This is a genomic window from Actinopolymorpha rutila (assembly GCF_013407855.1).
GTDB classification, from domain to species: Bacteria; Actinomycetota; Actinomycetes; order Propionibacteriales; family Actinopolymorphaceae; genus Actinopolymorpha; species Actinopolymorpha rutila.
In genome coordinates this window covers 2,651,494-2,672,823 of sequence record NZ_JACBZH010000001.1, presented here as the reverse complement: position 1 = coordinate 2,672,823, position 21,330 = coordinate 2,651,494, and the positions used below count along the sequence as shown (strand labels likewise).

Genomic DNA, 21,330 nt, shown 5'->3' with positions numbered 1-21,330 from the left:
TTACTTCAGGGCGGTGGCCAGCACGTCGCCGGCGTGCCGGCAGCCGGCCTCGTCCACGTCCAGGTGGGTGACCAGCCGCAACGCGGTCGGCCCGAGGACGGACACCAGGACGCCGGCCGCCCGGGCCCGCTCGGCGACCTCGGTCGCGCCGGTGCGGATCCCGGCGGCGGCCAGGTCGAGCACCACGATGTTGGTCTGTACGCCGGTCGGCTCGACGATGCCGGGCGCGACCTCGGCCAGCCGGTCGGCCAGGGCGCGGGCGTTCGCGTGGTCCTGCGCCACCCGGTCGAGGTGGTGGTCCAGGGCGTACATCCCGGCGGCGGCGAGCACCCCCGCCTGCCGCCACCCGGCACCGAGTCGCTTGCGCCAGACCCGGGCGTCGGCGATCGCTGCCGCCGGTCCGGCCAGCAGCGAACCCACCGGCGCGCCCAGCCCCTTCGACAGGGCCACCGACACCAGGTCGGCGCAGGCGGCGTAGGTGCCCGGGGCCACCCCGGTCGCGGCGCAGGCGTGCCACAGCCGGGCGCCGTCCAGGTGCACGCCGACACCACTCGCCGCGGTGAGTTCGCGCAGCGCGCGCAGGGAGTCCAGCGGCTGGACCGAGCCGCCGCCGAAGTTGTGGGTGTTCTCCACCGACACCGCCGCCGTGGACACGAAGTAAGGCCCGGCGTCCGGCGCCAGCAGCTCCCGCACCGCCGCCAGGTCGACCAGGCCGCGCGGGTGGGACCAGGTGCGGCTGGTCACGCCGAACACGGCGGCGTGGGCGCCCAGCTCGGCACGGGCGATGTGCGCCCGGGCCTCGCACAGCACCTCGGCGCCCGGCTTCACCAGGGCACGTACGCCGAGCAGGTTGGCCAGCGATCCGGTGACGGTGAACAGCGCCGCCTCGGTGCCGAGCAGGTCGGCGACGCGTTCCTCCAGGGCCCGGCAGGTGGGGTCCTCGGCGTACACGTCGTCCCCGACGTCGGCCCGGGCCATCGCCGCACGCATTCCCGGCGTCGGCGTGGTCACGGTGTCACTGCGCAGGTCCACCGGACGGTCGCGATCTGTGTTCTCCACCTCAGCCACGACCAGCACGGTAGCCGACCCCTCCGGGTCCTCCGGCTCCGGCCGATCGCAGCCCGATCGCAGACCGATAGCAGACACGGTCGGCCGGGGCCGGCGGTCGCAAACCTAAGGTGGACGAATCGCACACCGAAGGGAACCTCAGGTACATGGGCACCATTCGCGAAGCGGACTACCAGCACTGGCGGGAGCACGGGTACGTCATCGTCCCCCTGCTCGACGACGAGCAGGTGCGGGCAACCGTCGAGAACATCCACGAGTACATGCCGCCGTGGGAGGAGTACGCCCGGCACCCGCGGTGGTACGAGGAGTCCGTCGCCGCGCGGAGCGGACGGCTGCGTACGCACGCCACGTTCCCCTTCGTCGGTGACGCGCTGAACGAGACGACGCTGCATCCGGAGCTGATCGCGTTCGCCGAAAGGGTCATCGGCACCGACCGGCTGATGCTCAGCCACGGCCAGCTGGGCGGTAAGTACGCGCGTACGCGAGACTTCGAACAGCAACTCCACCTTGACTACGGCAACAACACGCTGGTGTGCCCGCCGCCGGACGAGGAGATCGTCGACCTGCCGGCGATCATCTACTACACCGACGTGACCGTGGACCTCAGTCCCACCTACGTGGTCTCGCAGAAGTTCACCCGCGACCTGCCCCGCGAGCCGCGCTTCCACACCCGCGAGGGGTCGCAGGAGCTGTACGCACACGAGGTGCCGGTAGTCGTTCCGGCCGGATCGGTGCTGATCTACTCGATGAACACCTTCCACCGCGGTTCCGCGCTCACCGCCTCCGAAGGCCTGCGGTACGCCCAGAACATCGGCTTCAAGCGGGTGGACACCCAGTGGTGCGGCCAGGTGACGTTCCAGCACGACGGCGGCAGCCCGGAGATGAACCACTTCCTGGAGCACGCCACCCCGCGCCAGCGCGAGTTCGTCGGCTTCCCCCGGGTGGGCGACGCGTACTGGAACAAGTCCACCGTCGCCAACGTCGGCGCCCGCTATCCCGGCATGGACATGAGTCCGTACCTCGCCGCGCTCACCTAGTTACCGTCCTGACTATCCGGTCGCCACGACCGCAACCACATCCGGGCACAGGTAACCGGCACAGGACGTACGCGTTGTCTCGCGACCGGCACCCCTCCTACGATCGCCGAAGATCCACCGACGGCGGAGGTTCCCTTCACTCATGCGAATCCAACCCACTCCCGAGGACCTGATCGAACTGACGTCCTCCTGGCAGGGCGAGCGTTTTCCGGACGGGCGGCCGAAGGTCCCCAACGAGGTGCTGAACGAGCTCCGGCTGGCCACCACCGAGGAGGCATGGGGTGTCCTCCGCCGGCAGGGCTACGAACGCCAGTTCGCCGGTGGCTGGCGCCAGACGCACCCCGACACCATCCTCGTCGGCCGGGCAGTCACCTCGGCGTTCCTGCCGCACCGCCCGGACTTCGACAGTGCCGTCGTCGCCGCCGGTGCCCGCGAGGGTCACCTCACCCCCGACAAGCAGAACTCCTGGATCATCTCCACCCTGGTGTCCGGCGACGTGATGGTCACCGACATCTTCGGCAAGGTCCGCGACGGCACGGTCGTCGGTGACAACCTCAGCACCGCCGTCGCGGCACGCACCGGTGTCGGCGCGGTGATCCACGGCGGAATCCGCGACTACCAGGGAATCAGCAAGCTCGACGGCGGTGTCAACTTCTTCTTTCGCGACGTCGACCCGACCGCGATCCGGGACGTGACACTGGCCGGCATCAACATCCCGGTCAAGATCGGCGACGCGACCGTGCTCCCCGGCGACGTGGTGCTCGGAACGCCGAGCGGACTCATCTTCATCCCACCGCACCTGGCGGCGATGGTCGCCGAGTCCAGTGCGGACATCCGTACCCGCGACGTCTTCGGCAAGCTCCGGTTGGCAGAGCAGGTCTACAACAGCGCCGAGATCGACGTCGGCACGTGGGAAAGCCACATCGAGGAGGACTTCCAGCGATGGCGCAAGGAGCAGGAGCAGGCGGAACAGGCGGAACAGGCCGCGAACAGGAGCTGACCAGCGATCGGATGCTGGACCGGGTGAACACCCACTCCCGGCCCAGCGACCTGAGGATCACCGACCTGCGGGTCGCGTCCCTTGTCGGGGTGCCGTTCCGGTCCACCATCGTCCGGATCGACACCAACCAGGGCATCAGCGGGTACGGCGAGGTACGCGACGGTGCCAGCCGCAGTTTCGCCCTGCTGCTGAAGGCCCGGCTGATCGGCGAGAACCCCTGCAACGTCGACAGGTTGTTCCGCGCCATCAAGCAGTTCGGCCACCACGGCCGGCAGGGTGGCGGGGTCTGCGGCGTGGAGATGGCGCTGATGGACCTTGCCGGCAAGGCGTACGGCGTTCCGGCGTACGCCCTGGCAGGTGGGAAGTTCCGCGACCGGGTGCTCTGCTACGCCGACACCCCGAACTCCCCCGACCCGCAGGTGCTCGCCGAACGGTTGATCGGCCGGCGCAAGCTGGGCTACCAGTTCCTGAAGATGGACGTGGGCATCAACCTGCTGTGGGACGTGCCCGGTGCGCTGATCGCACCGCCGGGCGCCCGCGAGCAGACCACCACGATGCACCCGTTCACCGGCATCCGGGTGACCGACAAGGGTGTCGACCTGCTGGCCGAGCACGTCGCGACCGTGCGGGAGGCGGTGGGGTACGACATCCCGCTGGCAGTCGACCACTTCGGCCACATCGGCGTCGACTCCTGCCTTCGGGTCGGCCGGGCGCTGGAGCCGTTCGCGCTTGCCTGGTTGGAGGACCTGGTCCCGTGGCAGTTCACCGCGCAGTGGCGGGAGCTCACCACGGCGCTGGCCACCCCGACCTGCACCGGGGAGGACATCTACCTCGCGGAGAACTTCAGGCCGCTGCTGGAGGCCGAGGCGATCCGGATCGTCCACCCCGACCCGGCCACGTCGGGCGGCATCCTGGAGACCAAGCGGGTCGGTGACCTCGCCGAGGAGCACGGGGTGGCGATGGCGCTGCACATGGCGGCCTCCCCGATCGCGACCCTGGCGAGTGCGCACATCGCCGCGGCCACGCACAACTTCCTCGCGCTGGAACACCACGCCGTGGACGTGCCGTGGTGGAACGACCTGGTGACCGGGCTGCCCAACCCGCTGATCGAGGACGGCCACATCACCGTGCCGGACAAGCCGGGCCTGGGCTTCGACAACATCAACGAGGAACTGTTCCGCGAGCACCTCGACCCGGCCTTCCCGGGGTTCTTCGAACCGTCGGAGGTCTGGGACACAGAGATCCGCCGCGACCGGCTGTGGAGCTGACCACGACCGTTCGCGACGTTCGCTGAACGAACTCGGGCCGGGCGTCCCCCTTGCGGGACCGCCCGGCCCGGTTGCCGTTTCCATGTACGTTCCGACGAACGCGAGACCGTCAGGCGCGGTGCAGCATCTCCGCGACGAGGAACGCGAGCTCCAGCGACTGCGCGCGGTTGAGCCGCGGGTCGCACACGGTCTCGTACCGGTGCACCAGGTCGGCCTCGGCCAGGGCGTGACCGCCGCCCACGCACTCGGTCACCTCGTCGCCGGTGAGCTCGACGTGCAGCCCGCCCGGCACGGTGCCGAGCGCCCGGTGCACCTCGAAGAAGCCCTCCACCTCGTCCAGCACGTCGTCGAAGCGGCGCGTCTTGTAGCCGTTCGGCGCCTCGAAGGTGTTGCCGTGCATCGGGTCGCACACCCAGGCGACGGAGGCCCCGCTCGCGGTGACCTTCTCCACCAGCTCCGGCAGCGCGTCGCGGATCCGGCCCGCACCCATCCGGGTGATGAACGTGAGCCGACCCGGCTCGCGGTCGGGATCGAGCCGCTCGATCAGGGTGAGCGCGTCCTGCGGGGTCGTGGTGGGGCCGAGCTTCACCCCGATCGGGTTGCGGACGTGCCGCGCGAACTCCAGGTGCGCGCCGTCGAGCTGACGGGTCCGCTCGCCGATCCACAGGAAGTGGCCGGAGGTGTCGTACGGCAGGCCGGTCCGGGAGTCGATCCGGGTGAGGGCCTCCTCGTAGTCGAGCAGCAGGGCCTCGTGACTGGCGTAGAAGTCGACGGAATGGAACTCCGCCGGGTCCGCACCACAGGCGTGCATGAAGGAGATCGCCCGGTCGATGTCGCGGGCCATCCGGTCGTAGCGTTCACCGACCGGGCTGTCGCGCACGAAGTCGGTGTTCCACGCGTGCACCTGGCGGAGGTCGGCCTCGCCACCGACGACGAACGCCCGGGCGAGGTTGAGCGTGGCCGCCGAGGAGTGGTACATCCGCACCAACCGGTCCGGATCGGGCGTACGGTCCTCGGGGGTGAAGGGGAAGCCGTTGACCGCGTCGCCGCGGTAGGCAGGCAGTTCGACACCGTCGCGCACCTCGGTCGGCTTCGACCGCGGCTTGGCGTACTGACCGGCGATCCGGCCGACCTTGACCACCGGCATGCTACCGGCGTAGGTGAGGATCACCGACATCTGCAGGATCGTGCGGAGTTTGTTGCGCAGCGCGTCCGCGCCGACGCCGTTGAACGTCTCCGCGCAGTCACCGCCCTGCAGGAAGAACGCCCGCCCCGCCGCGACGTCGGCGAGCCGCGCCTTGAGCGAGTCACACTCGCCGGCGAAGACCAGCGGGGGGAACGTCCGCAGCTGTGCGGCGGCGGCCTGCACCGCGCCCGCGTCGGGCCATTCCGGCTTTTGGGCGGCCGGGAGGGCACGCCAGGCCTGGAGAGAGTTCACGTCACGAGAGTATGACCGGGGCCGGCGCGCGGACGCGCCGACCCCGGAGGACGATCTCGAGAGGGCGAGCCTCAGCCGAACAGGACGCCGGCCTCGGCGTACAGCTCGGGGGTGACGACCTTCAGCTCGCGGGTGGCGTCGGCCAGCGGCGCCCGGACGATGTCGGTGCCGCGCAGCGCGACCATCTTGCCGAAGTCGCCGTCGTGCACCGCGGCGATCGCGTGCAGGCCGAACCGCGTGGCCAGCCAGCGGTCGAACGCGGTGGGCGTGCCGCCGCGCTGGGTGTGGCCGAGGACGACCGCGCGGGCCTCCTTGCCGGTGCGCTTCTCCAGCTCCGCGGCGATCATGTCACCCACACCGCCGAGGCGGACGTGCCCGAACGCGTCCAGCTCCTCGTTGTGGAGGGCGTGGGTGCCCTCCTTCGGCGTGGCACCCTCGGCGACCACGATGATCGGCGAGAAGTTGGTGCGGAAGCGGCTCTCGACGTGCTCGACGATCTTCTCCAGGTCGAACGGCACCTCGGGGATGAGGATGACGTTGGCACCGCCGGCGAGGCCGGAGTGCAGCGCGATCCAGCCCGCGTGCCGGCCCATGACCTCCACCACGACGATCCGGTGGTGCGACTCGGCCGTGGTGTGCAGCCGGTCGATCGCCTCGGTCGCGATGTTGACCGCGGTGTCGAAACCGAACGTGAAGTCGGTGGCGCCGAGGTCGTTGTCGATGGTCTTCGGCACGCCGACGACGTTGACGCCGAGCTCGGACAGCTTCGTCGCCACACCGAGGGTGTCCTCACCGCCGATCGCGACGAGGGCGTCGACGCCGTTGCTCGCCAGGTTTTCCTTGATCCGCTCGACGCCGCCGTCCACCTTGAACGGGTTGGTCCGCGACGATCCGAGGATGGTGCCGCCGCGCGGGAGGATGCCCCGAACCTGCGGGATGCCGAGTTCGCAGGTGACGTTTTCCAGTGGGCCCTTCCAGCCGTCCCGGAACCCGAGGAACTCATAGCCGTACTCGGACGCTCCCTTGCGGACGACGGCCCGGATGACCGCGTTCAGTCCTGGGCAGTCGCCACCACCAGTGAGCACACCAACGCGCATTGACAGTCCTTTCCAAGACTGCAAGAACAGGTCCTGTCGAGCCTAGCCCTGCCGGGTTCGCGCGCTTTCGCAGGGCCGCTGGTCAGGTCTCGTCGGCGCCGTCGAGTCCGCTTTCCAGGGCGTACCGGACGAGTTCGACCCGGTTGTGCAGCTGAAGTTTGCGCAGGGTGTTCTGTACGTGGTTCTGCACGGTTCGGTGGGACAGCACCAGACGGTCGGCGATGTCCTTGTAGCTCAGGCCCTTGGCCACCAGCCGCAGCACCTCGGTCTCCCGCTCGGTGAGCTGCGGGGCGACGGGCTCGGCCGCGCGGGACGCGCCCGACAGGCGGCGGAACTCCCCCAGCACCAGCCCGGCGAGGCCGGGGGTGAAGACGGCGTCGCCGGCGGCGGTACGGCGTACCGCGTCCAGAAGCTCCTCCCGCGACGCGGACTTCACGAGGTAGCCGGCGGCGCCGGCCTTGACCGCGGCCAGGACGTCCAGCTGCTCTGCGCTGGCGGAAAGGATCAGCACCCGGGTGCGGGAGTCGCCCTCGGCGAGCCGGCGGGTCACCTCGACTCCACCGAGCACCGGGATCTGCAGGTCGAGCACCACCACGTCGGGCCGGGTCGCCTCCGCGCGCCGCAACGCCTCGTCACCGGCGCCGGCCTCCGCGACGACCTCGAATCCGGCCTGCTGCAGGTCGCTGGAAACGGCACCGCGCCACATCGGATGGTCGTCGACCACCATCACCCGGATCATGTTCTGACCTTACGCAACGTGCGGGCGGGTTCGTCACCCGATATCCGCTTTGGCATCGCGTTCGGCGCCGGGTTCGGCAGCTGGTTCAGCAGCTGGTTCGGCAGCTGGTTCGGCTGCTGGTTCGGCTGCTGGCTTGGCCGACCGTCTGCCCGCCAGCCAGCCCGGCCGCGCCCACCGGAGTCCGGTGGACCCGGAAGGCACGTCGGTGGCACTGCGGGGCACCCGAAGCTCCCACTCGGTGCCGCCCGCGGTGGTGGAGAGCGTGGCGGTGCCACCGAGCTCGGTCAGCCGGCCCACGATCGAGCGGCTCACGCCCATCCGGCCGTCGGCCTCGGCCTGGTCCAGCCGGCCCGCGGGGATCCCCGGGCCGTCGTCGCGCACGCTCACCGTCACCGCCTCGCCGTCGTCCTCGAGCAGGAGGAACGTCCTGGCGCCCGGCGCGTGGCAGGCGACGTTGTCCAGCGCGGCGCGGACGGCGGCGACCAGCTCGGTGGCGACCTCGCTCGGGAGCAGCACCGGGTCGGCCGGGGTGGCGACGGAGATGCCCGCCGCGCCGAGGCCGGTGAGCCGCCCACCGACGTCGATCATGCCGGTGTCCGTCTCGTCCACGGCCTGCCCGGAGTGTTCTGCCCGGACGTCCTGGACGCCCTGCCCTGACAGCTGCCCCGACAGCGCGTACTGCCCGCGCCCACCCCCCGCAGGCATCGGCTGGCCGTTGACCAGCGCACGCAGCAGTTCGCCCTGCTCGCCGGCGGCGCGGGCGAGGTCGCCGGCCTCACCGCCGAGCTCGTTCCCCCGCCGCTGGACGTACGCGAGGACCTGAAGCACGCCGTCGTGCACCGCGCGGGCGAGGCGTTCCCGCTCGGCGGTCCGCGCGGCGAGCTCGGTGGCCCGGGCGCGGTCGGCCGCGGCGCTGCGGGCGAGCAGGGAGGCGTAGCCGACCATCGCACCGGCCAGCAGGAGGAGGAAGAGGTTGCTGAAGGTGGTGGAGGTGACGTGTGCCCGGGTGGCGATGTCGGCCGGGGAGATCACCAGTGCCGCGAGCACGCCGCCGACCCAGCCGTACCTGATCGCCCAGGCCAGCACGGCAGCCGTCACCCAGTAGGTCGGCAGCGTGAAGTCGTGGCGGTTCAGCATCTCCGGGCTGAGGACGTACGGTGTGATCAGGATCGAGCCGACCGCGACCGCGAGGTCGGCGGACAGCAGCGGCCACCGCCGGCGTTCGGGGGCGTCGTAGGCCCAGGTGACGACCAGCGTCCAGGCGGAGATGGCGGTGAGGACGAACCACCCGGTCAGCGGATGGTCGAATCGCTCCCAACGGAACAAGTTGACGGCCAGCGCCTGGGCGAGGACGACGAACCGCAGCACGGCCAGCGCCTTCCACAGCGAGGCGGTGCCGTCGGCGCCGGCGTTCGCGTGCGTACGTCCGGATCCCGGCAGCACCGGCAACCGGTCGCCCGCCCCCATGGTCGGACCCTCTCAGCTCGCCCTGCGGACGGCGCCGCCGTCGGCGCCCGGCTTGTCAGTGCCCTGGCCAGCCTCGGAGCCGCCCGCCTGGCCCGTGCCACCGCTACCGGACTGGCCCGTGCCACCCGAGTTGGTGCTGCCCGAGCCGTTGCCGCCCGAGGAGCCCACCGACCGCTCGCCCGCGTCGCCGGCGCGCCGCCGGCCGAGCTCGTCCTTGGCCTTCTGGGCGTACATGTCGACGTATTCCTGGCCGGACAGCTCCATCAGCTCGTACATGATCTCGTCGGTCACCGAGCGCAGGACGAACCGGTCCTCCTCCATGCCCTCGTAGCGGGAGAAGTCCAGCGGCTTGCCGATCCGCACGCCGGGCCGCATCAGCTTCGGCAGCGCCTTGCCCGGCGGCTGCATCTTGTCGGTGCCGATCATGGCCACCGGGATGACCGGGACGCCGGCGGCCAGCGCCAGCCGGGCCACGCCGGTCTTGCCCTTGTAGAGGCGGCCGTCGGGCGAGCGGGTGCCCTCGGGATAGATCCCGAACAGCTCGCCCTTCTGCAGGAGCTTGTGGCCGGCGTCGAGCGCCACCTGGCTGGCCCGGCCGCCGGTGCGGTCGATCGGGACCTGGCCGATTCCGCGGAAGAACAGAGCGGTGAGGCGGCCCTTGATGCCCGTACCGATGAAGTACTCGATCTTGGCCGGGAACGTGATCCGCCTCGGGAGGACCAGCGGAAGCCACACGGAGTCGGAAAACGACAGGTGGTTGCTCGCGAAGATGGCTGGACCTTCGCGGGGGACGTTCTCCAGGCCCTCGACCCAGGGGCGGAACACCGTTTTCAGCAACGGCCCCAGGGCGAAGACCTTGAGGAACCAGTAGAACAAACCCCACCTCCGTCTTTGCCCGAGAACCCTAGGCCTCGTCCGGGCCCGGAGCAACGCCGACCCTCCCACCGGGTCGTCACCGGACAGTTGCCGAGTAATGCCGGCACGCACGCGGGGTATCGCCTCTACGGGCCGACCACCGGCCGGGTCTGCACCGAGCAACAGTCCGTGACACGATTCCGACCGGACCTCCAGCGTCCCGTCGCGCGACCCCCAGGAGCGTGCCTGTGCGAGTGAAGCCGTACGCCGAACCGTTGTACGCCGGCACCGGCACCGTCGGCGTACTCCTGTCCCATGGCTTCACCGGCTCGCCCGCCTCGATCCGGCCGTGGGCCGCCCATCTCGCCGAACGCGGCTTCCGGGTCGCCGTACCCCGGCTGCCGGGTCACGGCACCACCTGGACCGACCTCGACCGCACCGGCTGGCCGGACTGGTTCGCCGCGCTGGAGCGGGACTTCCTCCGGTTGCGCGAGGAGTGCGAGGTGGTGGTCGTCGGCGGCCAGTCGATGGGTGGCTGTCTCGCCCTGCGCCTGGCGCAGGTGTACGGCGAGGACGTGGACGGGATCGTGCTCGTCAATCCGGCGTTGCGCAGCCGGGACCCGCGGCTGCCGGCGCTGCCCGTCCTGCGTCACTTCCTCGCCTCGGTCCCGGCCATCGGCGGCGACATCCACAAGCCCGGCGACCACGAGGGCGCCTACGACCGCACCCCGCTGACCGCGATGCACTCCCTCACCCGGCTGTGGCGGGTGGTGGCCGCCGACCTGCCGTCGGTCCGGGCGCCGATGCTCGTCTTCCGCTCGCCGCAGGACCATGTGGTCGACGGGTCGAGCCTGCGACTGCTGCGCGCCAGGGTCGGCTCTCGCGAGATCGAAGAACACTCGCTCCCCGACAGCTACCATGTCGCCACACTCGACTACGACGCGCCGACGATCTTCACCGAGACGGCCGGTTTCGTCGAACGTCTGTGCCGGACCCTGACCGGGCGGAGCTCGTCCGGTCAGCCGACCGGGCGATCCGCTTCGGGACCGCGCGGCGCAGGCCCGGACCTGGCAGCTCGGAACGACTCCGGGAGGTAGCGATGCGGGACAACGGTCTGCGCGCCCCGTCGTACGTCGCCATCGCCGACCTCGCCCCGGAGGTCGCCGACACCATGCTGGCGATCCTGGCCGGCGCGCGGGTGGCCGCCTACGCCGACCCGTGCCCTCCGGTCGCCGAGCCGTGCCGCGAGATCCGGCTTCCACCGACCCCGTGTGACCGGCTCTACGTCGACGAGGAAGCGCAGGAACGCGCCAGGGCACTGCTCGGCGAGCAGCTGGCGAAGATCCGTGAAGGTGAGACCGCCGCCGGCGGGCAGGACGTCCCGGACGGCGACGCGTCCCCCGACGGTTCGGTGGCCGACGGTTCCGGTGCCGACGCCGCTCCGTCCGGAACCGGCGCCGGCGACGGCGACCGCAGGTCCGACGCGGCCCGGATGACGACCTTCGACGAGGACCGGCTCTGGGCCGAGATCGTGGCCGGGTACGACCGGGTACCCGAGGATGCCGTACCCCGGTGGCCGGCGATCGAGGACCTCCAGACGCCCGGCCGGGACGGCGGCAGCGACGGCAAGGCTGCCGACGACGACAGGCGACAAGCCGGCCGCGGCGATCAGGAGAAACCCGGGAGCGACCCGGCTCCCGGTAGCACGTCCGAGGAGTCCGGCCCCGCCGCCCGGCGCCCGGCGCGGTCCGGGTCGCACCCGGCCGAGGAGCGTTTCGTACCGCCGCCTCCCCCGCCACTGCCCCACCTGGATCCGGTGACCAAGGCCGCCTGGGCGGCCATGCTCGGCGGGCCCGCGCTCCTCCTGCTCACCGTGTTCGTCGGCGGCTACCTCCCGGGCTGGACGGCCGCGTTCGGCGTGCTGGCGTTCATCGGCGGGTTCGTCACCCTGGTGGTGCGGATGAAGGGCGGCCCGCCGGACGACGACGACGGCGCCATCGTCTGATCCGATCAGCGGATGAACTGGTCCACGTAGTCGGCACCGAGGCCGACCTTCTCGTAGTGGGCGCGGCACAGCTCGATCTTGGTCCAGACGTCCTCGTACCCGATCTGGTGCCCGTCCTCGTCGAGGTAGATCATCGCGCCGGTGATGTTGAAGAACGTCACCATGTCCTCGCAGTCCGGCGGCACCGCGAGGGTGTGGATCTCACCGGGCGGCTCGAACACGAAGTGCCCGGCCTCGGCCACCCAGTCGTGCTCATAGTAGTGCCACTTCCCCCTGATCACGTAGCCGAACACCGCGGCCGGGTGACGGTGCCGCGACACCACTCCGGACCGGGTGACGCGCAGCAGGTTGCACCACTGGCCGACCACGGTGTTGAACAGCAGCGGGCGGAAGAACACGCCGTTCTCCTGCTCGACCCAGAGCCGCTCGTCGTCCGGCATCGCGGCGACCGCGATCTCCGGCTGCACTCCGAACGACTCGGTCACCTTGCCGAACACCACGTCGTGGGTGCTGGCCTCACTCATGGGTGGTCCTTTCGCTTCGGCGATACGTACGTCTCGGGGTTACGCGATCCGGGGTACGCGATCTGGGGTACGCGACGACACTCACGCGACGAGGTAGCCGCCGTCAACGGGTACGACCGCACCGGTCATGAATCCCGCCGCCGGGGAGGCGAGGAACTCCACCACGCCGGCCACGTCGTCGGGCGTACCCCAGCGGCGCAGCGGCGTGCGGTCGAGGATGCGGCGCTCGGCGTCGGGGTCCTCGCGGAGCGCGGTGGTGAGTTCGGTGCTGATCCAGCCGGGTGCGACGGCGTTGACCCGGATCCCGTCCTCGGCGAACGCGACCGCGAGTGACCGGGTGAGGGCGACGATGCCGCCCTTGCTGGCGGTGTACGCCGGCACCAGCGGGCCGCCGAAGTAGCTCAGCATCGAGGCGACGTTGACGACACAGCCGGCCGACTTCGCCAGCAGGGGCCGGGCGGCCACGCAGGCGCGCATCGTCCCGGTGAGGTTGACGTCGAGCACCCGCTCGAAGACCTCCATCCGGAACTCCTCGCGGCGGCGGATGATGCCCGCGCTGTTCACCAGCACGTCCAGGCGTTCCAGCCCGGAGAGGAAGTCGGCGAGCTCGTCCGGCCGCGTCACGTCCACCGCGGCGTACTCCGCGATCGCGTCGGGTCCGTCGGCACCGTCCGCGCCGTTCGGGCGTACGTCCGAACGCGCGACGTCGGCGACCGCCACCCGTGCACCGAGCGCGGCGAAGCGCCTGGCCACGGCACCACCGATGCCGCCTCCACCGCCGACCACCACCACCGAGCGCCCCGCGTGCGGCACCGCCGAGTCGGCGACCGGGTCCAGCGCCCCCTCGATGCTCACGGCAGCTCCCCGGTGCGGGCGACCTGGGCGTACCACGCGGCGCTCGACTTCGGGATCCGTACCTGCGTGCCGGTGTCGAGGTAGACCACGCCGAACCGCTTGCTGTACCCGAAGGCCCACTCGAAGTTGTCGTACAGCGTCCAGGCGAAGTAGCCGCGCAGGTCGACCCCCTCGTCCATCGCCTGCCGGCAGGCGCGCAGGTGCCCGTCGAGGTAGCCGATGCGTTCGGGATCGTGGACCTTGCCGTCGTCGTCCACGACGTCCGCGACCGCCATGCCGTTCTCGGTGACGTACAACGGGATCGGCGGATAGTCGTCGCGCAGTCGCACCAGCAGCCGGTGCAGGCCGTCCGGCTCGATCTCCCAGCCCATGTCGGTGGTGGGGAAACCCTGCGGGACCGATTCCACGTCGTCGCAGCCGATCCACGGCGTGCTGCCCGCGGGCCCGGCCGACTCGCGCGCCCGGACGTACGTCGGGCTGTAGTAGTTGATGCCGAGGACGTCGATCGGCGTGCCGATCGTCTCGGTGTCGCCGGGCCGGATGTGCGCGGTGTCGGTGATGCCCGCGACGTCGGCGAGCACGTCGTCGGGGTAGCTGCCACGCAGCAACGGGTCCAGGAACGCGCGGTTGCTGATGCCGTCCACCCGGCGGGCGGCATCCACGTCGGTGGGCGTGTCGGTGGCAGCTGACACCGGCCACAGGTTGAGCGTGATGCCGAACCTGTTGGTGGTGTCCGGGGTGGCCGCCCGCATGCCCTGGACGGCGAGACCGTGACCCAGCAGCAGGTGGTGCGCGGCGTGCAGGGCGGCACGGGAGTCGCGGACGCCGGGCGCGTGCTGGCCGATGCCGTAGCCCAGGTACGCAGAGCACCAGGGCTCGTTGAGCGTCGTCCAGTCCGCGACCCGGTCGTGCAGGCGTTCGTACACCGCCACCGCGTAGTCGGCGAACCGGTACGCGGTGTCCCGCGCGGGCCAGCCCCCGGCGTCCTCCAGCGTCTGCGGGAGGTCCCAGTGGTAGAGCGTCACCCACGGCCGGATCCCCTTCTCCTGCAGGGCGTCCAGCAGCCGCAGGTAGAAGTCCAGGCCCGCCTGGTTGATCGGTCCGCGCCCGTCCGGCTGCAGCCGCGGCCAGGCCAGCGAGAAGCGGTACGTGCCGACGCCGAGGCCGGCGATCAGGTCGACGTCCTCGCGGTAGCGGTGGTAGTGGTCGCAGGCGACGTCACCGCTGGAGCCGTCGCTGACGTTGCCCGGCGTGTGCGAGAACGTGTCCCAGATGGACGGCCGGCGTCCGTCCGCCTCGACCGCGCCCTCGATCTGGTAGCTCGCGGTCGCCACGCCCCAGGAGAAGCCGGCGGGGAACCGCACCGGTGTCGCGTCCGTCATGATCCACCTTCCGTGTCGCCGGGCCTGCCGGCTTCGGCGAGCGTTGCCAGGGATGCCCACAGCTCGTCCGGGATCGGCCAGGTCACCCAGGCGAGGGTCTGGTCCACGCGTTCGGGCGCGGAGATGCCGACCACCGTGGAGGTGATCAGCGGTTGCCGCAGGGAGAACTGCAGGGCCGCAGCGCCGAGTGGCACGTCGTACGCCGCACAGGCGTCGGCCATCGCCCGCACCCGGGCCAGCAGGTCGGCGTCGGCCTCGCGGTAGGCGTACTTGCGCAGGGCGTCCGGGCCCTTGGCCAGCAGGCCGCCGCCGAAGGGTGCGGCGTTGACGACCGCGACACCCGCGGCCTTCGCCTGCTCGAGCAGGCCGCGGGCGGACTGGTCCACCAGCGTGTAGCGGTTGTGGGTGAGCACCACCTCGAACGCACCGGTGCCCACGAACCGGCCCAGCAGGTCGACCGGGCCTCCGGCCACGCCGAGGTGGCGCGCGACGCCCTGCTCGGCCAGGTCGACCAGCGCCTCCACCGCTCCCCCGGACGCCGTCGCCGCCTCGAAGCCGATCACTTCCGGATCGTGCAGGTAGAGCAGGTCGAAGCTGTCCAGGCCCAGGCGTTCCAGGCTCTGCTCGGCGCTGCGCCGCACCTGCTCGCCGGAGTAGTCACCGGTCTTCGGGTCCGGATCGACCTTGGTGGCCAGGACGAACCCGGGCGGCAGCCCGCCGTGCGCGGCGATCGCCGCGCCCACCCGGCGTTCGCTCTCGCCGTCGCTGTAGCCGGCGGAGGTGTCGAGGAAGTTGAGCGGGCTTGCCAGCGCCCTGCGTACGGTCGCGACACCGCGTTCGGCCGCCACGTCGTACCCGAAGATCCCCGGCATTCCGCCCAGCACCCCGCAGCCCAGGCAGACCGGGGTCACCTCGAGCCCGGTCGCGCCGAGCCGGCGCCGGGCGAGCAGGTCGTTCCCGCCCAGGTTGGGTGTACTCACGTGGCTCATGCGGCTCCGTCCGGGTTGCGTGCCGTCGTTGCGTCGGGCCGGACGTCGAGGGCAGCGTCCAGATCGGCGTCCACAACGACCGGGAGGTGATCGGAGGCACGGGCCAGCCGGGCGCGTCCCTCGTCGTCGGTGGGCAGGTCGACGACCCGGCCGCGCACGCTTCCACCGGAGGCGAACACCGCGTCGATGCGGGCCCGTGGTTCGCCCGCCGGGAACGTCGGGGTTTCCGCGCCGGCCACGTCGTGCAGGCCGGCGCCGGTGAGCGCGTGCCAGCTCGGCCCGCCGGGGTGTTCGTTCAGGTCGCCGGCCACCAGGACCGGCAGGTCACCGAACGACCGCACCGTCTCCAGCACCCGGTCGAGGTCGCGCGCCCGGCCGGCCGCGGCCAGGCTGAGATGCACGCCCACCACGCCGAACCTGGTCCCGCCCACGGCGAACGTCGCCGACACGACGCCACGGATCGGGTCGCGCAGCCGTTGCGGGATGCGTTCTTCGGCGTGCCCGTGTACGAAGGTCCGCTGGTGGGCCAGCAGCAGGTTGCCGCCCGCCGTCCGGCCGCCGGCGACGTAGAGCAGGCCGGTGGCGCGAGCCAGCCCGGCGCACCGGGCCCGCCAGCGCAGCAGCTTCGGCGCCTCCTGCACGACCAGGACGTCGGGCCGAAGGTCCTCGACCACCGCCGTCAGGGCGGACACGTCGTCGCGCAGGCCGTGCACGTTGTAGGTCATGAGTCGCACCGTCGTCACCGGTCGACCGTAGCCGACCAGGCTGCCGCGAAACGCGCGGCTCAGGCCGGGTCAGGTCAAGGACTCGTTCTCGTCGGGGGCCCAGGTCAGGTCAGGTCCGCGTCGTGGACCAGGATCGCGGCCTGCACTCGGTTGTCCAGGCCGAGCTTGGCCAGCGACCTGCTGACGTGTGCCTTGACGGTCGCCTCGCTCATCGCGAGCTCCCGGCCGATCTCGGCGTTCGACAGACCGCGCGCGACGGCGCTCACGACCTCGCGCTCCCGTCCGGTCAGCACCCGCAGCCGCTCCCGCGCAGCCTCCGCCCGGCCGGCACCGCGTTCGGCGAACGAGTTGATCAGGCGCCTGGTCACCTCGGGCGCCAGCATCGCGTTGCCGGCGGCGACGGTCCGGACCGCGGCCACCAGGTCACGCGGCGGGGTGTCCTTGAGCAGGAAGCCGACCGCACCGGCACGCAACGCGGCGTGGACGTACTCGTCCAGGTCGAACGTCGTCAGCATGATCACCCTCGGTGGTGCCGACGCGCGTCCGATCTCCTCCGCCGCCCGTACGCCGTCCAGCTCCGGCATGCGCACGTCCATCAGCACTACGTCGGGCCGGTGCCGGCCGACGGCGGCGATCGCGGCCCGGCCGTCCCTGGCCTCGGCCACGACCACGACGTCGTCGGCGGCCTCCAGGATCATCCGCAGCCCGGACCGAACCAGCGCCTCGTCGTCCACCACCAGAACGCGGATCATGTCGCTGCTCCCCTGTCGGGTTCGGCGTCGGCCGGCTCGGCGTCGGCGGGCTCGGCGATGGCCGGCTCGGTGTCGGTACGGGACGCCCGCGCGGGCAGCAGCGCGAACACCTCGAATCCACCGCGTCCGGTCGGCCCGGCCCGGAAGTCGCCGCCCAGCAGGAGGACGCGTTCACGCAGGCCGACCAGCCCGAATCCTCCGCTCGGCCCGGCCGCGGGTCGCCGGGCCGCCTCGTTGCGAACCGTCACCGCCACCTCGTCGTCGCGGTAGCCGACCACGACCTCGACGGTCGCGCCGGGTGCGTGCTTGTGCACGTTGGTCAGCGCCTCCTGCACGATCCGGTACGCCGTACTCACCACCATCGCCGGCAGCTCCCTCGGCACGCCCTCGTCCCGGCGGGTGACCTCGATGCCCGCTGCCCGCGACTGCTCGACCAGCCTGGCCACGTCGTCAAGCCCGGGTTGCGGCGCGAACGGAGCCGGTGCCCCACCGGACGGGGCGCGCAGTACCCCGAGCACCTCCCGCAGGTTCTCCAGCGCCTCCCGTCCGGTCCCCCGGATGAGTTCGGCCGCCCTTGCCGTCCGCTCGTCCGGTGCGTTCACCTCCAGCGCACCCGCGTGCAGGACCATCAACGACACGCGGTGGGCCACCACGTCGTGCATCTCCCGGGCGATCCTGGCCCGCTCCTGCCCGCGCGCCTGTTCTGCCCGGGCGGCCTGTTCGCGTTCCAGCCGTTCGGCCCGCTCGTGCAGTCCCGCGAGCACCTCCCGGCGCGCCCGCACCCACAACCCCAGCATCAGGCCCATTCCGACGAACAGGAGTGCGGATCCCTTGTTGGCAAGGCCGTCCAGCTGCGCACCGGTGCCAAGGCAGGGTTGACGGCACCCCACCATCCGTACCCCGAAGTCGGTGAAGAAGGTGTACGCCGGGAGGAGCACGGCGAGGCAGCCGGCCATGAACACCGCCAGCTCGCGGCGGCGGCGCAGGGTCGTACCGGCGTAGTAGGCGGAGACCAGCAGGCCCGGCCACAGGCCGAGCAGGAGCACCCCGGCCGCCGTCGTGGCGAACAACGGCCACCTACGCCGTCTGGCCATCCAGGCGGCCACGCCCGTCAGTGCGGTCAGCACGAGCACCAGGGGCGCGTTCCAGTCCCGCACCGTCGCGATCGACTGCAGGAACACGGCGACACCGAGCAGCCACGGCGCGACCAGATCGTACGCGCGGGCCACCCAGCGCCGCACCCGCTCGCCGACCACCTCGGTCCTGTCCACCTCGGCAGCCTAGGTGAGCCGTCCGGCCGGGCGCCTCCGCCGATCGACACCGCACCCACTACCTAAGGATGAGATCGCGCTCGACCACAGGCCGATTTCTGCCGCGTCCGCATCCGGAAGGGTCGAACGCATGAGTTCCTCGACCAGGTCCACCACCGACGGGCAGGACCAGCCGTGACCGACTCGATCCTGCAGGTGGTCCACGACGCGATGAGCTCGCCGTGGATCTACCTCGCGCTGTTCCTGCTCGCCGCCACGGACGCGTTCCTGCCCGCGGTGCCGAGCGAGAGCGTGGTGATCACCGCGGGGGTGTTCGCCGCGGCGAGCGGTTCGCCGAACCTCGCGCTGGTCGTGCTCGCGGCCGCCGCCGGAGCATTCGCCGGCGACCACATCTCGTACGCCATCGGCCGCGGCGCGGGCGGCCGGCTGCTCGCCAGGGCACGGCCGGGGTCCAGGCAGCGCAGGGCGTTCGACCGCGCGGCCGACGCGCTCGCCGAACGCGGCGGACTGGTGCTGGTGGTGGCGAGGTACGTACCCGGCGGGCGGACCGCGGTCACCGTCACGATGGGCGCGCTCGGGTACCCCCGCCGCCGGTTCACCCACTTCGACGTCCTCGCCGCGCTGTCGTGGGCGGTGTACTCCGTACTCGTCGGGTACGTCGGCGGGATGGCGTTCGAGAACGACCCGATCAAGGGCGTCGTGCTCGGCGTCGGGCTCGCGCTGGGGGTCACCGCGCTGGTCGAGGCGGGTCGCTACGTACGCCGCCGCCGTGTTCGGGACACCGAAGGCCGCGGCGAGGCTCTCGTGCCGGCCGCCGGCCGGGAGTCGGCGCGAACGCCCTGACCCGTGGCGCGCCGGTCGCTCTCTCGCCACCGGCGCACCAGCCGGGATTCACCGGAACGCGTAGAGCTCCGGACGTGGCGGCAGCTCCACCGGCACCGGGGTGCCCGGCCTGTCCAGGGCCGCCACTCCCGCGGCGGCCGCCACCGTAGCGACGTAGCCGTCCCAGGCGTCCGCCCCGCGCTGCTCCTTCGAAGCCGCACCGGTCACCCAGTCCTGCAGCTCGCGGCGGTAGGCCTCGGCGAACCGGTCCCGCCAGTCCAGCGACACCGTGCTCGTCCGGGCGCGTTCTGCCCGGCGCCGCACCTGGACCGGCTCGTCGAGGTACAGCGACCCGAGCTCACCGACCAGCTCGCAGCGCACGTCGTAGCCGTACTGCGCGTTGACGAACACCTCGACGTCGGCCAGCAGCCCGCCGGCCGTGGTGAGAAGCACCAGCAGCGGGTCGGTGGTGTCGCCGACGACCAGGGAGGACGAGCGCGGCCGGAACACCGTGACCTGGGTGATCTCCTCGCCCAGCAGCCAGCGGATGACGTCGAACTCGTGCACGGCCGAGCCGGTGATCAGCCCGGAACTGGGGGTGTTCGGTCGGGACGAGGCGTTGCGGTGAACGCAGTGCAGCAGCAGCGGGGCGCCCACCTTGCCCTCGCGCAAGCTGTCCTTGACATCGACGTAGCCCGGGTCGTAGCGGCGCATGAAGCCCACGCTCACCAGCCGCCGGCCGGCCCTCTCCTCCGCTTCCACGATGCGCAGCGAGCCGTCCGGGGTCGGCGTGAGCGGCTTCTCGCACAGCACCGGCTTGCCCGCCCGCACACAGGCGAGGACCAGCTCCTCGTGCGTCGCGTCGGCGGAGGCGACGAGCACCGCGTCCACCTCGTCGTCGGCCACCAGGCCGAGTGGGTCGGAGAGTACGCGCGCACCGTCGATCCCGGCGATCGCGGCCCGCGCCCGCTCGGTGTCGAGGTCGGTGACCGCGCTCACCCTCGCGCCCGCGACCGACGTGGCGATGGTGCGTACGTGGTCCGCACCCATGATCCCGGTGCCGATCACGCCGACGCGCAGTTCTCTGTCGAGCTCGCGGTCAGCCACGGTGGTTCACCTCCGCGCCCAGTGCCGGTACGACGGCGTCGCGGAGGTACTCGATGCTGCGGCGGACGTCGTGGACCGGGCCCTCGCCGGCAGCGGGCGCGCCGCCCAGCGCGGTGTCCTGCTCGAGGACGTACCACCCGGTGAACCCCGCCCGTTCCAGCTCGACCACCACACCGGTGATGTCGAGGTCGCCGTCGCCCAGCGGCGCGAACAGCCCGCGGCGTACGGCGTCCACCCAGCTGAAGGCACCGGCGTTGAACTGCGCCGCGACGTTGTTGCGGACGTCCTTCAGGTGCACGTGTCCCACCCGCTCGGGCGCGGACTTCGCCAGCTCCAGCGGGTCCGCCCCGCCGACGGCGAGGTGGCCGGTGTCCAGGCACAGCGGTACGTCGGTGCGCGCCAGCAACTGGCGTACGGACTCGGCGGACTCGATCGCCGTGCCCACGTGCGGGTGCAGCGTCGTGCGCATGCCCAGTCCGGCGACCAGGGCCCGTACCCGGTCGAGGTTGTGCACCAGGTGGGTCCACTGGTCCTCGTCCAGGACCACCTTGCTGTCGTAGCCCGCCGGCCCGGCGTCCGCGGCCAGCACCACGACCTCCGACCCCGCCGCGGCGAGGGTGCGGATCGCCGCGTCCGCCTCGGTCAGGTCGACCTCGGCGCCGACGTGCAGGGTCACCGGCAGGAATCCGCCGACCAGACTCAGCCCGTGCGCGTCCAGCGTGGCCCGGACCGCGTCGGTGTCCGCGCCGAGGTACCCGGTGGGACCGAGCTCGGTCGCCGCCAGCCCGAGCTCGGCCATCTGCGCGAGCACCAGCGAGGCCGGCAGCTCGTGGCCCCAGCCCGGCGCCTCGCACACTCCCCAGGAGATGGGCGCACCGGCAACCCTGCCGGTCAGAGGTCCCAGGTCCATACGTGTCAACTCCTTGTTG

General features: G+C 71.7%; 21 protein-coding genes. 6 read left to right on the top strand and 15 right to left on the bottom strand.

Annotated elements, in window-relative coordinates; all coding sequences use genetic code 11:
* Window positions 1–1,068, bottom strand: coding sequence for a threonine aldolase family protein (locus F4554_RS11965; protein ID WP_337795985.1), 1,068 nt, complete (start codon window positions 1,066–1,068; stop codon window positions 1–3).
* 146 nt (window positions 1,069–1,214) lie between these two features.
* On the opposite strand from F4554_RS11965, the gene F4554_RS11960 reads away from it, so the two are divergent.
* The 3 genes from F4554_RS11960 to F4554_RS11950 all read left to right on the top strand — a co-directional run bounded on the left by F4554_RS11960 (window position 1,215) and on the right by F4554_RS11950 (window position 4,373).
* Window positions 1,215–2,105 carry a phytanoyl-CoA dioxygenase family protein gene (locus F4554_RS11960; RefSeq protein ID WP_179787449.1) on the top strand — a complete coding sequence of 297 codons (891 nt, stop codon included), beginning with the start codon at window positions 1,215–1,217 and terminating at the stop codon, window positions 2,103–2,105.
* 142 nt (window positions 2,106–2,247) lie between these two features.
* Window positions 2,248–3,105 carry an RraA family protein gene (locus F4554_RS11955; protein ID WP_179787448.1) on the top strand — a complete coding sequence of 286 codons (858 nt, stop codon included), beginning with the start codon at window positions 2,248–2,250 and terminating at the stop codon, window positions 3,103–3,105.
* Between the two features lie 23 nt (window positions 3,106–3,128).
* On the top strand, window positions 3,129–4,373 hold the full coding sequence (locus F4554_RS11950) for a mandelate racemase/muconate lactonizing enzyme family protein (RefSeq protein ID WP_337795984.1): 1,245 nt from the start codon (window positions 3,129–3,131) through the stop codon (window positions 4,371–4,373).
* Window positions 4,374–4,482: 109 nt separating this feature from the next.
* Here F4554_RS11950 and F4554_RS11945 read toward each other — a convergent pair whose 3' ends face one another.
* From F4554_RS11945 to F4554_RS11925, 5 genes are all read right to left on the bottom strand, one after another.
* Window positions 4,483–5,811 (bottom strand): class II 3-deoxy-7-phosphoheptulonate synthase, encoded by a 1,329-nt coding sequence (locus F4554_RS11945; RefSeq protein WP_179787447.1) that lies wholly within the window; start codon window positions 5,809–5,811, stop codon window positions 4,483–4,485.
* Between the two features lie 71 nt (window positions 5,812–5,882).
* Window positions 5,883–6,908, bottom strand: a complete 1,026-nt coding sequence (locus tag F4554_RS11940; protein ID WP_179787446.1) for a 6-phosphofructokinase — start codon at window positions 6,906–6,908, stop codon at window positions 5,883–5,885.
* A gap of 82 nt (window positions 6,909–6,990) precedes the next feature.
* Window positions 6,991–7,647 (bottom strand): response regulator, encoded by a 657-nt coding sequence (locus F4554_RS11935; RefSeq protein WP_179787445.1) that lies wholly within the window; start codon window positions 7,645–7,647, stop codon window positions 6,991–6,993.
* Between the two features lie 33 nt (window positions 7,648–7,680).
* Window positions 7,681–9,114 carry a MacS family sensor histidine kinase gene (gene macS, locus F4554_RS11930; RefSeq protein WP_179787444.1) on the bottom strand — a complete coding sequence of 478 codons (1,434 nt, stop codon included), beginning with the start codon at window positions 9,112–9,114 and terminating at the stop codon, window positions 7,681–7,683.
* 12 nt (window positions 9,115–9,126) lie between these two features.
* Window positions 9,127–9,990 carry a lysophospholipid acyltransferase family protein gene (locus F4554_RS11925; protein WP_179787443.1) on the bottom strand — a complete coding sequence of 288 codons (864 nt, stop codon included), beginning with the start codon at window positions 9,988–9,990 and terminating at the stop codon, window positions 9,127–9,129.
* A gap of 227 nt (window positions 9,991–10,217) precedes the next feature.
* On the opposite strand from F4554_RS11925, the gene F4554_RS11920 reads away from it, so the two are divergent.
* Entirely contained in the window at window positions 10,218–11,066 is an 849-nt protein-coding gene (locus F4554_RS11920; protein WP_179787442.1) for an alpha/beta fold hydrolase, read from the top strand.
* 2 nt (window positions 11,067–11,068) lie between these two features.
* Window positions 11,069–11,974, top strand: coding sequence for a hypothetical protein (locus tag F4554_RS11915; RefSeq protein ID WP_179787441.1), 906 nt, complete (start codon window positions 11,069–11,071; stop codon window positions 11,972–11,974).
* 5 nt (window positions 11,975–11,979) lie between these two features.
* Here the strand turns inward: F4554_RS11915 and F4554_RS11910 are convergent, their stop codons facing one another.
* The 7 genes from F4554_RS11910 to F4554_RS33545 all read right to left on the bottom strand — a co-directional run bounded on the left by F4554_RS11910 (window position 11,980) and on the right by F4554_RS33545 (window position 18,472).
* Window positions 11,980–12,498, bottom strand: a complete 519-nt coding sequence (locus tag F4554_RS11910) for a 2,4'-dihydroxyacetophenone dioxygenase family protein (RefSeq protein WP_179787440.1) — start codon at window positions 12,496–12,498, stop codon at window positions 11,980–11,982.
* 81 nt (window positions 12,499–12,579) lie between these two features.
* The gene (locus F4554_RS11905; protein WP_337795983.1) at window positions 12,580–13,353 is read right to left on the bottom strand and encodes an SDR family NAD(P)-dependent oxidoreductase; all 774 of its coding nucleotides are present in this window, start codon (window positions 13,351–13,353) and stop codon (window positions 12,580–12,582) included.
* Window positions 13,350–14,735 (bottom strand): GH1 family beta-glucosidase, encoded by a 1,386-nt coding sequence (locus tag F4554_RS11900; protein ID WP_179787439.1) that lies wholly within the window; start codon window positions 14,733–14,735, stop codon window positions 13,350–13,352. Before F4554_RS11900 ends, F4554_RS11905 begins: the two co-directional genes overlap by 4 nt.
* A complete protein-coding gene (locus F4554_RS11895; RefSeq protein WP_179787438.1) occupies window positions 14,732–15,724 on the bottom strand; it encodes an aldo/keto reductase in 993 nt (330 codons plus the stop codon). Before F4554_RS11895 ends, F4554_RS11900 begins: the two co-directional genes overlap by 4 nt.
* Window positions 15,721–16,467, bottom strand: coding sequence for an endonuclease/exonuclease/phosphatase family protein (locus F4554_RS11890; RefSeq protein WP_179787437.1), 747 nt, complete (start codon window positions 16,465–16,467; stop codon window positions 15,721–15,723). The genes F4554_RS11895 and F4554_RS11890 overlap by 4 nt, the downstream gene beginning before the upstream one ends.
* Before the next feature lie 86 nt (window positions 16,468–16,553).
* Window positions 16,554–17,201, bottom strand: coding sequence for a response regulator (locus tag F4554_RS11885; protein WP_179787436.1), 648 nt, complete (start codon window positions 17,199–17,201; stop codon window positions 16,554–16,556).
* Window positions 17,198–18,472, bottom strand: coding sequence for a histidine kinase (locus tag F4554_RS33545; protein WP_202889258.1), 1,275 nt, complete (start codon window positions 18,470–18,472; stop codon window positions 17,198–17,200). Before F4554_RS33545 ends, F4554_RS11885 begins: the two co-directional genes overlap by 4 nt.
* A 174-nt stretch (window positions 18,473–18,646) precedes the next feature.
* On the opposite strand from F4554_RS33545, the gene F4554_RS11875 reads away from it, so the two are divergent.
* Window positions 18,647–19,315: a VTT domain-containing protein gene (locus F4554_RS11875; RefSeq protein WP_179787435.1), complete on the top strand. Its 669-nt coding sequence runs from the start codon at window positions 18,647–18,649 to the stop codon at window positions 19,313–19,315.
* A gap of 48 nt (window positions 19,316–19,363) precedes the next feature.
* On the opposite strand, the gene F4554_RS11870 is transcribed toward F4554_RS11875, so the two are convergent.
* The gene (locus F4554_RS11870) at window positions 19,364–20,401 is read right to left on the bottom strand and encodes a Gfo/Idh/MocA family protein (protein WP_337795982.1); all 1,038 of its coding nucleotides are present in this window, start codon (window positions 20,399–20,401) and stop codon (window positions 19,364–19,366) included.
* Window positions 20,394–21,311 (bottom strand): TIM barrel protein, encoded by a 918-nt coding sequence (locus F4554_RS11865; protein ID WP_179787434.1) that lies wholly within the window; start codon window positions 21,309–21,311, stop codon window positions 20,394–20,396. The genes F4554_RS11870 and F4554_RS11865 overlap by 8 nt, the downstream gene beginning before the upstream one ends.
* Window positions 21,312–21,330: the final 19 nt, after the last annotated feature.